This window comes from Aeromonas sp. V90_14, from assembly GCF_029967615.1.
GTDB lineage: Bacteria > Pseudomonadota > Gammaproteobacteria > Enterobacterales > Aeromonadaceae > Aeromonas > Aeromonas hydrophila.
Window position 1 is genome coordinate 32,158 of sequence record NZ_JASCAS010000049.1, and the last position, 15,567, is coordinate 47,724.

14 protein-coding genes are annotated in these 15,567 nt (G+C 61.1%); 6 read left to right on the top strand and 8 right to left on the bottom strand.

Features of this window, described 5'->3' with window-relative positions:
- Positions 1-5: 5 nt before the first annotated feature.
- Positions 6-890, top strand: a complete 885-nt coding sequence (locus tag QLG02_RS21410) for an ABC transporter substrate-binding protein (RefSeq protein WP_282466094.1) — start codon at positions 6-8, stop codon at positions 888-890.
- A complete protein-coding gene (gene fhuB / locus QLG02_RS21415; protein WP_282466066.1) occupies positions 887-2,869 on the top strand; it encodes a Fe(3+)-hydroxamate ABC transporter permease FhuB in 1,983 nt (660 codons plus the stop codon). Before QLG02_RS21410 ends, fhuB begins: the two co-directional genes overlap by 4 nt.
- 71 nt (positions 2,870-2,940) lie before the next feature.
- Here fhuB and mnmE read toward each other — a convergent pair whose 3' ends face one another.
- The 8 genes from mnmE to QLG02_RS21455 all read right to left on the bottom strand — a co-directional run bounded on the left by mnmE (position 2,941) and on the right by QLG02_RS21455 (position 9,216).
- Complete coding sequence (gene mnmE / locus QLG02_RS21420) at positions 2,941-4,302, bottom strand: tRNA uridine-5-carboxymethylaminomethyl(34) synthesis GTPase MnmE (RefSeq protein ID WP_017783536.1); 1,362 nt, start codon at positions 4,300-4,302, stop codon at positions 2,941-2,943.
- Between the two features lie 109 nt (positions 4,303-4,411).
- Entirely contained in the window at positions 4,412-6,058 is a 1,647-nt protein-coding gene (yidC, locus tag QLG02_RS21425) for a membrane protein insertase YidC (protein WP_011707925.1), read from the bottom strand.
- A 5-nt stretch (positions 6,059-6,063) separates the two neighbouring features.
- Positions 6,064-6,312 carry a membrane protein insertion efficiency factor YidD gene (yidD, locus tag QLG02_RS21430; protein WP_010635605.1) on the bottom strand — a complete coding sequence of 83 codons (249 nt, stop codon included), beginning with the start codon at positions 6,310-6,312 and terminating at the stop codon, positions 6,064-6,066.
- Positions 6,279-6,638 carry a ribonuclease P protein component gene (gene rnpA / locus QLG02_RS21435; RefSeq protein ID WP_016352406.1) on the bottom strand — a complete coding sequence of 120 codons (360 nt, stop codon included), beginning with the start codon at positions 6,636-6,638 and terminating at the stop codon, positions 6,279-6,281. The genes yidD and rnpA overlap by 34 nt, the downstream gene beginning before the upstream one ends.
- Entirely contained in the window at positions 6,638-6,772 is a 135-nt protein-coding gene (gene rpmH / locus QLG02_RS21440) for a 50S ribosomal protein L34 (RefSeq protein WP_005307156.1), read from the bottom strand. The genes rnpA and rpmH overlap by 1 nt, the downstream gene beginning before the upstream one ends.
- A 269-nt stretch (positions 6,773-7,041) precedes the next feature.
- The gene (locus QLG02_RS21445) at positions 7,042-7,776 is read right to left on the bottom strand and encodes an amino acid ABC transporter ATP-binding protein (protein ID WP_017410488.1); all 735 of its coding nucleotides are present in this window, start codon (positions 7,774-7,776) and stop codon (positions 7,042-7,044) included.
- 12 nt (positions 7,777-7,788) lie between these two features.
- The gene (locus QLG02_RS21450) at positions 7,789-8,457 is read right to left on the bottom strand and encodes an amino acid ABC transporter permease (protein ID WP_011707929.1); all 669 of its coding nucleotides are present in this window, start codon (positions 8,455-8,457) and stop codon (positions 7,789-7,791) included.
- A complete protein-coding gene (locus QLG02_RS21455) occupies positions 8,458-9,216 on the bottom strand; it encodes an amino acid ABC transporter substrate-binding protein (protein ID WP_005307144.1) in 759 nt (252 codons plus the stop codon). It lies immediately after the preceding gene.
- A 313-nt stretch (positions 9,217-9,529) separates the two neighbouring features.
- On the opposite strand from QLG02_RS21455, the gene dnaA reads away from it, so the two are divergent.
- Genes dnaA through gyrB form a run of 4 tightly spaced genes read left to right on the top strand, consistent with a single transcriptional unit; the run spans position 9,530 to position 15,536 of the window.
- The gene (gene dnaA, locus QLG02_RS21460; RefSeq protein ID WP_005307141.1) at positions 9,530-10,900 is read left to right on the top strand and encodes a chromosomal replication initiator protein DnaA; all 1,371 of its coding nucleotides are present in this window, start codon (positions 9,530-9,532) and stop codon (positions 10,898-10,900) included.
- An 18-nt stretch (positions 10,901-10,918) separates the two neighbouring features.
- Positions 10,919-12,022: a DNA polymerase III subunit beta gene (dnaN, locus tag QLG02_RS21465; RefSeq protein WP_011704048.1), complete on the top strand. Its 1,104-nt coding sequence runs from the start codon at positions 10,919-10,921 to the stop codon at positions 12,020-12,022.
- Between the two features lie 2 nt (positions 12,023-12,024).
- Entirely contained in the window at positions 12,025-13,128 is a 1,104-nt protein-coding gene (gene recF, locus QLG02_RS21470) for a DNA replication/repair protein RecF (RefSeq protein ID WP_042066465.1), read from the top strand.
- Positions 13,125-15,536: a DNA topoisomerase (ATP-hydrolyzing) subunit B gene (gene gyrB / locus QLG02_RS21475; RefSeq protein WP_016348869.1), complete on the top strand. Its 2,412-nt coding sequence runs from the start codon at positions 13,125-13,127 to the stop codon at positions 15,534-15,536. The genes recF and gyrB overlap by 4 nt, the downstream gene beginning before the upstream one ends.
- The last annotated feature ends 31 nt before the right edge of the window (positions 15,537-15,567 follow it).

A 15,567-nucleotide genomic window follows, 5' to 3' on the forward strand; every position in this document is an offset into this window, starting at 1 on the left:
AGAAGATGGGGTCCTGTCTTGTCGGCCTGCTGCTGCCGCTTGCGGCGCAGGCTGACACATCCCAGACCGCCTCCGTGCCGGTACCCCGTATTGCCACCGTCGACTGGACCATAGCCGAAACCCTGCTGGCGCTCGGGGTGACGCCGCTGGCGGTGGGGGATGTCGGTTCCTACCGCGCCTGGGTCGGCGAACCGCTGCTGCCGGCCGCCGTGGTGGATATCGGCCAGCGTGCCCAGCCCAATCGCGAGCTGCTGGCCGAGCTCAAACCCGATCGCATACTCATCTCGCCGCTGGCGGCCCCGCTGGCGCCGACGCTCTCCCGCATCGCGCCGGTACAATCCATCGCACTCTACGAGCCGGATGCCGATCTGTGGCAGCGGCTGCACGAGGCGACCCTGACCATCGCCGCGCTGGTGGACAAAACCACCGAGGCCGAGCAACTGCTGGCCGGGCTGGACCAGGATCTGGCGCAGATGCGGGCCACATTACCCGAAGATCTGCCGCCCCTGCTGGTGGTGCAGTTCATCGATGAGCGCCATGTGCGGGTATTTGGCCGCCACAGCCTGTTCGAGGCGGTGATGCAGCGGCTCGGCCTGCGCAATGCCTGGCAGGGGGAAACCAATGCCTGGGGCTTTGCCGTGGCCAGCCTGGAGCAGTTGATGGCGCTGCCGCAAGCGCGGCTGGTGGTGGTCGATCCGATCCCGGTCGGGGTGAGCGAGCGGCTGCAGGAGCCCGGTCTGTGGCAGCAGCTGCCACAGGTGAGGGCGGTGGCCGTGCTGCACCTGCCCGCGGTGTGGAGTTTTGGCGGCGTGCTGGCGGCGCGCCGCTTCGCCGTGCAGCTCAGTACTGCGCTGCAGCAGGATGGGCAAAGCGGGGAGGGGCTGCAATGAACCAGATTTTTCCGTCGCCGCTGCGGCTTCCCGTCAGCCTGCTGTTGGGGCTGACGCTGGCGCTCGCCGGTTGGGCGCTGGCCAGTCAGTTGCCGGTGGCGCGTTGGCTCGCGGCACTGCTGTCACCGGATCTGACCGATGCCAGCCAGGCGGTGGTCCACTTCAGCTGGCTGCCGCGCCTTGCCGTCTGCCTGTTGGCCGGCGCCGCCCTCGGGCTGGCCGGCACCCTGATGCAGCAGGTGCTGCGCAACCCGCTGGCCTCGCCCACCACCCTGGGGGTGGCCTCCGGCGCCCAGCTGGCGCTGATGATGGTGACCCTGTTTGCCCCCTCCTGGCTGCTGCTGGGGCGAGAGTGGATCGCCATGGCCGGCGGCAGCCTCGCCATGGGCCTGGTGTTTGCCCTGGCCTGGCGTCGCCAGCTCAATCCGGTGGTCATCGTCTTTGCCGGGCTGGTGATCAACCTCTATCTGGCGGCCATCAGCATGGGGCTCCTGCTGTTCTTTCAGGAGGAGCTGAAAGGCTTGCTGGTGTGGGGCAGTGGCTCGCTGGTGCAGAACAGCTGGAGCGGGGTGAGCTACCTGCTGCCCCGTCTGCTGCTGGCTGGCGTGCTGGCCGCGGTGCTGGTGCGCCCGCTGGCGGTGCTGGAGCTGGATGATGCCAGCGCCCGCAGCCTGGGGGTCTCCCTTCAACACCTGCGCTTCGCCGGACTGGGGCTGGCGGTGTTCGTCACCGCCTGCGTGGTTAGCGTGGTGGGGCTGATCGGCTTCATCGGGTTGGCGGCGCCCGCCATGGTGCGGCTGCTCGGGATCCGCCAGCTTGGCCAGCGGCTGCTGTGGGCACCGATCCTCGGCGCTCTGCTGCTGGCGGCTACCGATCTGCTGCTGCAATCCCTGAGCCGCAGCGGCTCTGTACTCATCCCGACCGGTGCCATGACGGCCCTGCTGGGAGCACCGCTGTTGTTGTGGCTGATCCCGCGCCTGGGTATCAAATCGGGCACGCCGAAGGCGAATGCCGCCCTGCTGGTGGCCCGCCACCCGGCGCCGGTCCGCCTTGTCGGCCTGATGTTGATGGGGCTGGTATTGGCGGTGATCGCCTCCCTGCTGTTTGGACAGGGGATGGACGGCTGGCACTGGCCGAGCTGGCTGCGCTGGCAGGCCCAGCTGGAGTGGCGGCTGCCGCGCACCCTGGCGGCCGGTGCGGCGGGCATGCTGCTGGCGCTGGCGGGCACCCTGCTACAACGGGTCAGCAGCAACCCCATGGCGAGCCCCGAGCTGCTGGGGGTGAGTGGTGGCACCTTCATGGGGGTGATTGCCACGGCGCTGCTGCTGCCCGCCCTGCCGCTGCCCATGATGCTGGCCGGCGGCCTGCTCGGTGCCTTCGGTTGTCTGCTGCTGTTGCTGCTGGTCAATCGCAGCCATGGCTTCCAACCAGAGCGGCTGCTGCTCTCCGGCATCGCCATCACGGCGCTGTTCGAGCCGCTGCAGGCCATCGCGCTGGCCAACGGTGACCTGCGGGTGCAGCAACTGCTCTCCTGGATGTCCGGCTCCACCTATTACGTCACCCTGCCGATTGCCGGCGGGTTGGTCGTGCTGGCGCTGACGCTGCTGGCAGCCTGCCTGCTGCTCAGTCGCTGGCTCGATCTGCTGCCGATGGGGCCGGCGGTGGCCGCCGCGCTCGGCATTCGGCTCAACCGGGCTCAGCTCGCCATCCTGCTGCTGGTGGCCGTGCTGACCGCCAGCGCGACCCTGGTGGTGGGACCGCTCTCCTTCGTCGGTCTGCTGGCACCGCACATGGCCAAGCTGATGGGGTTGGTGCGGGCACGCTGGCATCTGCTCGGTGCCGCCGTCTTCGGCGCCCTGCTGATGGTGTCAGCGGACTGGATCGGCCAGCAGATCCTGTTCCCGCAGGAGGTGCCGGTGGGGCTGGTCTCCACCTTGTTAGGGGGCGCTTACTTCATGTGGTGTCTGCGCCGCCTCTAGGTTGGTGGATGAAAAACGCGCAATAAAAAGCCCGGGATGAACCCGGGCTTTTTATTGCCTGCCGTGCGGCGTTATTTACCGATGCAGAAGCTGGAGAAGATGCGACCCAGCAGATCGTCTGAGCTGAACTCGCCGGTGATCTCGGAGAGGGACTCCTGCGCCAGGCGCAGCTCTTCGGCCACCAGCTCGCCGGCCACGAACACCTCCAGCTGCTCCTTGGCCACCAGCAGCCGTTCGGCGGCGCGCTCCAGCGCATCCAGGTGGCGGCGGCGGGCCATGAAGCCCCCCTCGGTGTTGCCCTGGAAGCCCATGCAAGCCTTCAGGTGCTCGCGCAGGGCGGGCAGCCCCAGCTCGGTCTTGGCGGAGATGCGATAGACGGCGTGGCCCTGCTCCTGACTCGGAGCCAGATCTTCGCCGGTCAGGTCGGCCTTGTTGCGCACCACGGTGAGGCCAATCTTTTTTGGCAACCGATCAACAAATTCCGGCCAGATCTCCCGCGGGTCGACCGCAGCCGTGGTGGTGCCATCCACCATGAACAGCACCCGATCGGCCTGTTCAATTTCGGCCCAGGCACGCTCGATGCCGATCTGCTCCACCTTGTCCTGGGTATCGCGCAGACCGGCGGTGTCGATGATGTGCAGCGGCATGCCATCCAGATGGATGTGCTCGCGCAGCACGTCGCGGGTGGTGCCGGCAATCTCGGTGACGATGGCGGACTCGCGGCCGGCCAGGGCGTTGAGCAGGCTGGATTTGCCGGCGTTGGGACGACCGGCGATCACCACCTTCATCCCTTCCCGCAGCAGGGCACCCTGCTTGGCCTCGCCGCGCACCGCATCCAGTTCGTCCATGATGGCGTAGAGATCGCCCGCCACCTTGCCGTCGGAGAGAAAATCGATCTCCTCATCCGGGAAGTCGATGGCGGCTTCCACATAGATACGCAAGCGGGTGAGACTCTCCACCAGCTGCTGGATCTTGCCGGAGAACTGCCCCTGCAGGGAGTGCATGGCACTGCGGGCCGCTTGCTCGCTGGACGCCTCGATCAGGTCGGCGATGGCCTCGGCCTGGGCCAGATCCAGCTTGTCGTTCATGAAGGCGCGTTCGCTGAACTCGCCGGGGCGAGCAGGGCGCAGCCCTTTTATCTGCAGGATGCGGCGCACCAGCATGTCCATGATCACCGGGCCACCATGGCCCTGCAGTTCCAGCACATCTTCACCGGTGAAGCTGTTGGGAGCCTTGAACAGCAGGGCGATGCCCTGATCCAGCGGCTGGCCTTGCTCATCCTTGAACGGCAGATATTCGGCATAACGCACCCGGGGGAGCTTGCCGAGCACTATCTCGGCGACCTGTTCGGCGGCGGGACCGGAGACGCGGACTATGCCGACGCCACCCCGGCCGGGGGCGGTGGCCTGGGCCACGATGGTATCTGTAGTCATCTTGCTTGGCTCATTTGTTCGCTGATGGTTCACAGCAGTGGGGTCATTGTAATAAAAAAGGCGGCCCGAAGGCCGCCTCTTTTGTCATCCATCTTGCCATCGGGAGCGATTAGCTGCGGGTATGCAGGCCTTTCTTCTCCAGCTGACGGTAGATGATGGTCTGCTGGGTAATGGAGATGACGTTGCTCACCAGCCAGTACAGGGTCAGACCTGCCGGGAACCAGAGGAACATGAAAGTGAAGATGATAGGCATGAACTGCATCACTTTCTGCTGCATCGGGTCGGTGATGGTGGTCGGGCTCATCTTCTGCAGGTACCACATGGACGCACCCATGAGGATCGGCAGCACGAAGAAGGGGTCCTTCACCGACAGGTCGGTGATCCACAGGGCGAACGGCGCGTGGCGCAGCTCAACGGATTCCATCAGTGCCCAGTAGAGGGCGATGAAGATCGGCATCTGTACCAGGATCGGCAGACAGCCACCCAGCGGGTTGACCTTCTCCTTCTTGTACAGCTCCATCATGCCCTGAGACATCTTCTGGCGGTCGTCGCCGAAGCGCTCACGCAGTGCGGCCAGCTTGGGCTGCAGCATGCGCATCTTGGCCATGGAGGTGTACTGGGCCTTGGTCAGCGGGAACATGATGCCGCGTACCAGCAGGGTCAGCATGATGATGGCCACACCCCAGTTCTGGACGAAACCGTGGAACACGGTCAGCAGCCAGTGCAGCGGCTGGGCGATGAACCAGAGCCAGCCGTAGTCGACGGTCAGGTCGAGGTGGTTTGCCACCTTGGCCATCTGGTCTTGCAGCTTGGGACCTACCCACAGCTTGCTGGTCACTTCGGCCTGCTGGCCGGCAGCCACGTCAACCAGCGGCGCCTTGTAGCCGATGATGGCCTGGTCTTTGCCAGGGATCACGCGGCTGTAGAAGCTGTTGGTATCGTCGGCATTCGGTGCCCAGGCAGAGACGAAGTAGTGTTGCAGCATGGCGACCCAACCACCCTTGGTGGTCTTGTTCAGGTCGGCATCCTTCATCTCGTCGAAGGTGTACTTCTTGTAGCGGGTATCTTCGCTGGAGAAGGCACCACCACGGTAGGCACTGGCCACCATGGCATGACCCTGCTGGTCTTTCGGGGTAGTCACGGTCTGCTTCAGCTGACCGTAGAACTGCACCTGAACCGGCTCGGCGGACTTGTTGTCGATCTTGTAATCGACGCCAACGGCGTAGTCACCGCGCTTGAGGACGAACTCCTTGGTGAAGACCACGCCCTTGCTGTCGGTCCAGGTCATCGGTACGACGACTTGATCCTGACCATCGGCCAGCTGGTAGCTGGTCTGGGCGGCTTCGTAGGTGGGACGACCCTGGGCCTGGCTGTCAGGACCATTGCGACCAACCAGACCGCTCTGGGCAACATAGAGGTGCTCGGGTTGGCTGGTCAGCAGTACGAACGGTTGATCCTTGCCTTCTTCCAGCTTGTGGGCCAGCAGATCGGCAGAGACGATATCACCACCCTGGGTATCCAGGGTCAGCTTGAGCACGTCGGAGGAGACGGTGATCAGCTTGCGTGCGGTGTTCGCATTGGCTTGCTCGGAAACCTGAGGAATATCACCGGTCTGACCGGCTTCAGGTACGAAATGTTCGGTTTGGGCCACGGTAGTCGGGGCCGGCTTCGGAGCCTTGTCGGACTCCCACTGTTGCCAGAGCAAAAAGCTCACGAACAGCAAACCGATCAGGATGAGATTGCGTTGTGATTCCATAGTCTTCAGTTTCTTCGCTTTGGTTGCGGAACCGGGTCATAACCACCCTCGGATAAGGGATGGCATTTTAATAGACGTTTGCTGGCTAACCAAACGCCTTTTATGAAACCGTGAAGTCGGATTGCTTCTATCGCAAATTGGGAACAAGTCGGAGTGAAACGGCAGCGCGGCCCGAGCAGCGGGCTAATGATTAGCTGATACAGGCGTATCAGTTTGACAGCTACCCATTGCAACGGCGTGACAGAGTGCGCCATAGCTTTTCCAGTAACTTGAACAGTTCCTCGTTATCCATCTCTTTCACACCGGCCTTGGCGATCACGACGATGTCGATAGCGGGCAGATTGGCCTGATTGAGGCGGAAACTTTCCCGAACCACCCGTTTTACACGGTTGCGCCAGACGGCACGCTTGAGTGCTTTTTTGGGCACAGCGAGACCAAGGCGAGGATGTTCGAGGGTATTGGGACAGGCGAGAAGCGTAATTTGCGGAGAAGCGGCCCGGACAGGCTCGGCGAAAACGCGTTTGAAGTGTTCGGGAGTTAACAGACGTAACTCCCGAGAAAAGGCGTGCTGGGTAGGCATTAGACTACCAGGCGGGCACGACCCTTGGCACGACGAGCGGCCAGAACTTTACGACCGTTGGCAGTTGCCATGCGGGCGCGGAAACCGTGAGAGCGCTTGCGCTTCAGGTTGGACGGTTGAAAAGTACGTTTCATGATTCGATTCCGTATTTCTGTACAGTTTTGATTGTCACACTTAGCCGACGCGCCAGCTATAGCGTGTGACGACTAGCAAAAGAGGCCGAATTCTAAACAGAGTTCGGCTTTTAGTCAATCCGCCGTTCCCTCTCTTCCTGTCCTGACCTTGCAAAGGCCCGAACCGGCAGTGAGGATCCAGAGGATCGAGGGCTCCGGATTATACTGGCAACCCGGGGTTTAACAAGGATCCTCCAATAAAAAAGGCGGCAATGCCGCCAAAGAGAGAGCTATTTAAGCACTTTGCGCAGGAACTCCCGGGTACGGGGATCCTGCGGATCGACCAATATCTGATCCGGCGGGCCCTGTTCCACGATCCGGCCCCCCTCCATGAAGATCACCCGATCGGCAACATCTCGAGCAAATTCAATCTCATGGGTTACCACCACCATGGTCTGGTGCTGGCGGGCAAGCTCCTTCATCAGGCCCAGCACTTCGTCGACCCACTCGGGGTCGAGCGCCGACGTGGGCTCGTCAAACAGGATCACCTTGGAGTGCGCGGCCATGGCCCGGCCGATGCCGACCCGCTGCTGCTGACCGCCGGACAGGGAAGCCGGATAGGCGTCCTGCTTGTCGGCGAGGCCGATGTCCTTGAGGATGCCGAGGGCGGTGGCACGGGCCTCTGCCTTCGGCTGTTTCCAGACGGTGATCAGCCCTTCGGCGATGTTGTCCAGTGCCGTCTTGTTGGCGAACAGGGCGTAGTTCTGGAACACGAAGGAGGCCCGCTTGCGCAGCTCAATGGCCTGCTGCTCGCTGGCCCTGGCCAGGTTGAGCTGCAGATCGTCGATGGCGAGGTTGCCGGCATCCGGGGTCTCCAGCAGGTTGAGGCAGCGCAGCAGGGTCGACTTGCCGGTGCCGGAGGGGCCGATGATGACCACTATCTCCCCCTTTTTCACCTCCAGATCGATGCTGTTCAGCACCTGATTGCCGTCATATGCCTTGGACAGGCCGGTTAGCTTGATCATGAGAGCCCTCCTTTAATAGGCACGGTTGAGACGGACTTCCAGCAGATGCTGCAAGCGGGTAAAGAAGATCACCACCACCCAGTAGACCAGCGCCACCGCCATGAAGCTCTCGAAGAACTTGAAGGAGGAGGAGGCTTCCATCTGCGCCTTGCCCATGATCTCGGCCACCCCCAGAGTAAAGGCCAGCGAGGTGCTCTTGATCATGTCGATGAAGTAGTTCATCAGCGACGGCGTCGCAATGCGGGCCGCCTGCGGCAATATGATCCGCTGCATCGCCTGGTAGCGGCTCATGCCGATACTGAGGGCGGCTTCCATCTGGCTCTTGTGGATGCCGATGATGGAGGCGCGGATTGATTCGGCCATGTAGGCGGCGAAGTGCAGGGTCAGGCCGACGATGGCGGCGGTAAAGGCATCCATCCCCACGAAGATGGGGAACAGCTGCGGCAGCCCGTAATAGAGCAGGAACAGCTGGACGAGTAGCGGTGTACCCCGGAAAAACGAGATATAGAGCATCGCCAGCCAGTGGATCACGGGAACGCGAAACACCCGTACTATCGCCAGGGCCAGCGACAGTACGAGTGCCAGGACGAATCCCCACAGGGCCATCTCCATCGTGGTGCCCAGATATTTGAGCAGGATGGGAAACAGCCCCAGCGTGTATTCGAGGTCAAATTCCATCATTTATTTGTCGGTGATGTCGGAAGCGAACCATTTTTCAGAGATCTGACGCAGGGAACCATCCTTGCGCATGGCGGTGAGGGCATCGTCGACCTTCTTCAGCAGCGCCTGCTTTTCAGGGGTCTTCAGGAAGGGCAGGGCGTTCTCGATGGTTTCGAACGGTGCGCCGGCCTGCTGCAGCGGCAGCTTGGACTCTTTGATCAGCTGGGCGGTGGAGACGCGGTCCATCACGAAGGCATCGATCCGGCCCAGGGCGACATCCTGCTCGAAGGCGGAGTCATAGGTGCGGATGTCGATCTTCTTGTTCGGGTCGTTCTTGCGCAGCAGCTCTTCGAAGTTGGAGCCCAGGTTCACCGCCACCTTCTTGCCTTCCAGATCCTTGATGCCGTGAATGGTGCTGTTGCCCTTGCGGACCACGATCTGGGCGCCGTCATAGACGTAGGGCTGGGAGAAGGCGTACTTGGCCTTGCGCTCGTCGGTGATGGTGATCTGGTTGGAGATGGTATCGACGCGGCCGGTTTCCAGCATGCCGAACAGGCCGGAGAAGCTGGCGGTCACGAATTCGACCTTGTAGCCGGTGCGCTCACCGATCTGGTTCCACATATCTACCTCGAAGCCCTGCAGCTTGTCCTGCTTGACGAAGGTGAACGGGAAGTACTTGCCGGACATGCCGACCTTGATGGTTTCCTGGGCGATGGCTTGACCGGACAGGGCGGCCAGCAGAATGGCGGCGCCGGAGACCAGCTTGATGGATGACGTCATGGGGATTCCTCTCTCTCTGTTGTTCTGTATTTTTAGTTGTAAACACTGGATTTGCGCTGATGTTATTGGAATAAAAGCTAAAGAATAAATGATATTTGGTTATATAAAATAACCGCTTCAGGTCTGGATCTTTGGTGCCCCTGTCGATGGATCTGGCTGTGGGTAACTTTGGGGATGAAATCGGATTCGGCGCTGCTGGATCCTTGAAAGTCAAGGATCTTATTTGCTGGATCCGCGAGGTCGCGGCTAGAGATCCAGCCGCTAAAAACGTAGAATAGCCGGTCTTTAGTTAATCAATCGACGGGAGTTTAGAGTGACTGCTTCGCTATGGCAGCAGTGCCTTAACCGGCTGCAAGATGAGTTGCCCTCGGCAGAATTCAGCATGTGGATCCGGCCGCTTCAAGCGGAGTTGAGTGACAATACTCTGACCCTGTATGCACCGAATCGCTTTGTTCTGGACTGGGTTCGAGACAAGTATCTCATCCGGGTGAACGGCATCATCAATGAACTCTGCGGGGTCGACGGCCCCACTCTGCGTTTTGACATCGGTAATCGTCCCCATCCCGTCGCGGTCGCCAGAGCGCCGGCACGGGGTGCGGATCCTGTGAATAACTCGCAGAAGAGCTGGGAAAGCAAGGCCGAGGCCAAACCCGAGCCGAACCACAAGAGCAACACCAACGTGAACTATACCTTCGAGAATTTCGTCGAAGGTAAGTCCAACCAGTTGGCCCGCGCGGCTGCCCGTCAGGTTGCCGACAATCCGGGCGGGGCCTACAACCCGCTGTTCCTCTATGGCGGCACCGGTCTGGGCAAAACCCACCTGCTGCATGCCGTTGGCAACGCCATCAAGGAGCGCAAGCAGGACGCCAAGGTCATCTACATGCACTCCGAACGGTTTGTGCAGGACATGGTGAAGGCGCTGCAGAATAACGCCATTGAAGAGTTCAAGCGTTATTACCGTAGCGTCGATGCCCTGCTCATCGATGACATCCAGTTCTTTGCCAACAAGGAGCGCTCCCAGGAGGAGTTCTTCCACACCTTCAACGCCCTGCTCGAAGGCAACCAGCAGATCATCCTGACCTCGGATCGTTATCCGAAGGAGATCAACGGGGTGGAAGATCGTCTCAAGTCCCGCTTCGGCTGGGGCCTGACGGTGGCGATCGAACCGCCGGAGCTGGAAACCCGGGTGGCGATCCTGATGCGCAAGGCGGACGAGAACCAGATCCACCTGCCGGACGAAGTGGCCTTCTTCATCGCCAAGCGGCTGCGCTCCAACGTGCGCGAGCTGGAAGGTGCCCTCAACCGGGTGATCGCCAACGCCAACTTTACCGGTCGGGCGATCAATATCGACTTCGTGCGCGAAGCGCTGCGTGACCTGCTGGCGCTGCAGGAGAAGCTGGTCACCATCGACAACATCCAGAAGACGGTGGCGGAGTACTACAAGATCAAACTGGCGGATCTGCTCTCCAAGCGGCGTTCCCGCTCCGTTGCCCGCCCACGCCAGCTGGCGATGGCGCTGGCCAAGGAGCTGACCAACCATAGCTTGCCGGAGATAGGTGATGCCTTTGGTGGTCGTGACCACACTACAGTGCTTCATGCCTGCCGCAAGATCGAGCAGCTGAAGGAAGAGAGTCACGACATCAAGGAAGACTATTCCAACCTGATCCGAACCCTTTCCTCCTAATCACAACGGAGAGCACAGATGCAGCTCGAAATTAGCCGTGAGGCCCTGTTACGTCCTCTGCAACTGGTGTCCGGTGCCCTCGGTGGCCGGCCGACCCTGCCAATCCTCGGCAATGTGCTGCTGGATGTCAGCAATGGTCTGCTGTCACTGACCGGGACCGACCTCGAAGTTGAGATGATCGGTCAGGTCTATCTCAACAGCGACAGTCAGGATGGTCGCACCACAGTGCCGGCGCGCAAGCTGCTGGACATCTGCCGCGGTCTGCCGGAGGGGGCGGACATTCGCCTCAATACCGAAGGCGAGCGCCTGATCATCCGTTCCGGCCGTTCCCGCTTCAACCTGTCGACCCTGCCGGCCACCGAATACCCGAACATCGAGGATTGGGAATCCGTGCTCGAGTTCGACATCGGCCAGCTGGAGCTTAAAAAGCTCATCGATGCCACCCAGTTTTCCATGGCCAGCCAGGACGTGCGTTACTACCTGAACGGCATGCTGTTCGAGAGCGAGGGCCACGGCCTGCGTACCGTGGCGACCGACGGTCACCGGCTGGCGACCTGCCGCCGCGAGGTGGTAACGGAATCGCTGCCCGATCATCAGGTCATCCTGCCGCGCAAGGGCGTGCTGGAACTGGTGCGCCTGCTGGAAGCGGAAGACAAGCCGGTACGGCTGCAGATCGGCCGCAGCAACCTGCGTGCCGCCTTGGATGGCTTCATCTTCACCTCCAAGCTGGTGGATGGCCGCTTCCCGGACTGGCGCCGCGTCATTCCGCGCAACAGCGACAAGGCCCTGATCGCCGGTCGTGAGGATCTGCGCCAGGCCTTTGCCCGTGCCGCCATCCTCTCCAACGAGAAATTCCGTGGGGTGCGTCTCAATCTGCAGGAAAACCTGCTGCGCATCACCGCCAACAACCCGGAACAGGAAGAAGCCGAAGAGCTGCTTGACGTACAATACGAAGCCGGCGAGATGGAGATTGGTTTCAACGTCTCTTATGTGCTGGACGTGCTGAATACGTTAAAATGTGACCAAATCCGGATCAGCCTGAGCGATTCCATCAGCAGCGCCATTATTGAGGATTTTGACAGTCAGGATGCTCAGTACGTGGTAATGCCGATGCGGATCTAGTCGTGTCCCTGGTCAAACTCCAGCTCAGCGACTTTCGCAATATCCAGCAGGCCAGTCTCGTGCTGTCGCCCGGCCTCAATATCCTGGTCGGGTGCAATGGCAGCGGCAAGACCAGCGTGCTGGAAGCCATTCACTACCTCGGTCTCGGTCGCTCCTTTCGTACTCACCTGACCGGGCGGGTCATCCGCCAGGGGGAGAGGGCGTTTACCCTGTTTGCCCAGTGTGAACTGGAAGGGCGCCAGGTGCCCATCGGCCTCGCCAAGGACAAGAGTGGCGAGACCCAGCTCAAGATCGCCGGTGCCCAGGCCCAGCGTCTGGCCGAGCTGGCCGAATTGTTGCCGGTGCAGTTGATCCATCCAGATGGCTTCAATCTGCTGACCGGTGGGCCGCAGGCTCGTCGGGCCTGGCTCGACTGGGGTGTTTTTCATCAGGAGCCGACCTTCTTCTCCTTGTGGGGGCGAGTGCGGCGGTTGCTGAAACAGCGCAATGCGCTGCTGCGTCAGAGCAGCCAGTATCGCCAGCTGGCGTACTGGGATCAGGAATTGGTACGGCTGGGCGGTGAATTGGCCGAGTTTCGCGCCAGTTATTGTCAGGCCATTACGCCCCTGATCAAGGAGATGACGGCGGATTTTTTGCCGGAATTCGATATCAGTCTTGGATTCTATCGAGGCTGGGAAAAAGACACCCCGCTCAATGAATTGCTGGAGGCGGGGTTTGAGCGGGATCGGGCGCTGGGTTACACAGGAGTAGGCCCACAGAAGGCCGATGTGCGACTCAAGGCGAACGGCGTCCCCGCTCAGGATATTTTGTCCAGGGGTCAGTTGAAGTTGCTGGTCTGTGCCATGCGACTGGCCCAAGGGCTCTATTTGAATCAACATAGCAGCCGTGGCTGTATTTTTTTAATTGATGATTTTGCCTCTGAACTGGATGTCGACAAGCGCCGGCTGCTGGCCGCAAGGCTGAAGCAGTGTGCGTCCCAGGTATTCATTACCGCCATCGACACCGGTCAGCTCGCAGACATGATGGATGCGAATGACTGCAAGTTGTTCCACGTGGAACAAGGCAAGATCTCCGAAACGTTAGAGAAGGCAGAGAGTAAGCTATGAGTGAAAATACTTACGACTCCTCGAATATCAAGGTACTGAAGGGCCTGGATGCGGTCCGCAAGCGCCCGGGGATGTATATCGGCGATACGGATGATGGCTCGGGTCTGCACCACATGGTGTTCGAGGTCGTCGACAACTCCATTGACGAGGCTCTGGCCGGCTACTGCTCCGATATTCAGGTCAAGATCCATTCCGACGGTTCCGTCTCCGTCCGTGACAACGGTCGTGGTATTCCTGTCGACATCCACCCGGAAGAGGGCCGCTCCGCTGCCGAAGTCATCATGACCGTGCTGCACGCGGGCGGCAAGTTCGACGACAACTCCTACAAGGTCTCCGGTGGTCTGCACGGCGTCGGCGTCTCCGTGGTAAACGCCCTCTCTGACAAGCTGCTGCTGACCATCCGTCGCAACGGCCATGTCTACGAGCAGACCTATCACCTGGGTGAGCCACAGGCACCGCTCAAGCAGATTGGCGACAGCACCGGCACCGGGACCGAAGTCCGCTTCTGGCCGAGCCCGACCATCTTCAGCGATACCCTGTTCCACTACGAGATCCTGGCCAAGCGTCTGCGCGAGCTCTCCTTCCTCAACTCCGGCGTCTCCATCCGCCTGCTGGATGAGCGTGACGGCCGCGAGGCGCACTTCTGCTACGAAGGCGGCATCAAGGCGTTCGTCGAATACCTGAACCAGAACAAAACCCCGATCCACCCGAAGGTGTTCCACTTCACCACCGAGCAGGACGGCATCGGCGTCGAAGTGGCGATGCAGTGGAACGACGCCTATCAGGAAGGGGTCTACTGCTTCACCAACAACATTCCGCAGCGTGATGGTGGTACCCACCTGGTGGGCTTCCGTACCGCGCTGACCCGTACTCTGAACTCCTACATGGACAAAGAGGACTACAGCAAGAAGGCCAAGTCTGCCGCCAGTGGCGACGACGTGCGTGAAGGTCTGATTGCCGTTATCTCCGTCAAGGTGCCGGATCCCAAGTTCTCCTCCCAGACCAAGGACAAGCTGGTCTCTTCCGAAGTGAAGACCGCCGTCGAACAGGCGATGGGTGAGAAGCTGGCCGACTTCCTGCTGGAAAATCCGGGCGATGCCAAGATCGTGGTCAACAAGATCATCGATGCGGCCCGTGCCCGCGAAGCTGCCCGCAAGGCCCGCGAACTGACCCGCCGCAAAGGCGCGCTGGATATCGCCGGTCTGCCCGGCAAGCTGGCCGACTGTCAGGAAAAAGACCCCGCTCTCTCCGAACTCTACATAGTGGAAGGGGACTCTGCTGGCGGTTCCGCCAAGCAGGGCCGCAACCGGAAGAACCAGGCCATCCTGCCGCTCAAGGGCAAGATCCTGAACGTGGAGAAGGCCCGTTTCGACAAGATGATCTCCTCCCAGGAGGTGGGCACCCTGATCACCGCGCTGGGTTGCGGTATCGGTCGTGACGAGTACAACCCGGACAAGCTGCGTTATCACAACATCATCATCATGACCGATGCGGACGTCGATGGTGCGCACATCCGTACCCTGCTGCTGACCTTCTTCTATCGTCAGATGCCGGAAATCATCGAGCGTGGCTATGTCTACATCGCCCAGCCGCCGCTCTACAAGGTGAAGAAGGGCAAGCAGGAGCAGTATCTGAAAGACGAAGATGCGCTGCTGCAGTACCAGACCGCCATGGCGCTGGACGGTGCGACCCTGCACGTCAACGAGTCTGCCCCGGCCATCGGTGGCGAGGCGCTGGAGCGCCTGGTCAACCAGCATCGCTCGGTGACTCACCTGATCACCCGCATGTCGCGCCGTGCGCCGGAAGCCGTGCTGACCCAGCTGATCTATCAGCCGGAGCTGAACGAAGCGCTGCTGAGCAGCGAGAGCGACCTGCTGGCCTGGTGTCAGAGCATGGAAGCCGTGCTCAACGAGAGCAACCACGGCATCCAGTACCAGATGCAGGTGCGCCACGACGAAGAGCGCCGTCTGTTCGTGCCGCACGCCGTGGTACGCCAGCACGGGGTCGACCGTGAATACCCGCTCAGCTACGACTTCCTGCAATCCTCCGAGTACCGTCAGCTGGTCTCGCTGGGCAAGGAGATCGCCAACCTGATCGAGGAAGGTGGTTACATCAAGCGTGGCGAGAAGGTGAAGCCGGTCGCCAGCTTCGTGGAAGCGGTCGAGTGGCTGATGGGCGAAGGCAAGCGCGGCATCTACATCCAGCGCTATAAAGGGCTGGGCGAGATGAACCCGGACCAGCTGTGGGAGACCACCATGGATCCGGAAGCCCGTCGCATGCTGCGCGTGACCATCGACGACGCCGTCGGTGCCGACCAGCTCTTCTCCACCCTGATGGGTGATGCCGTTGAGCCGCGTCGTGACTTCATCGAGACCAACGCCCTGCGCGTGGCCAACCTCGACGTCTAATTCGACGCTGTCAGTTCGATATAAAAAAGCC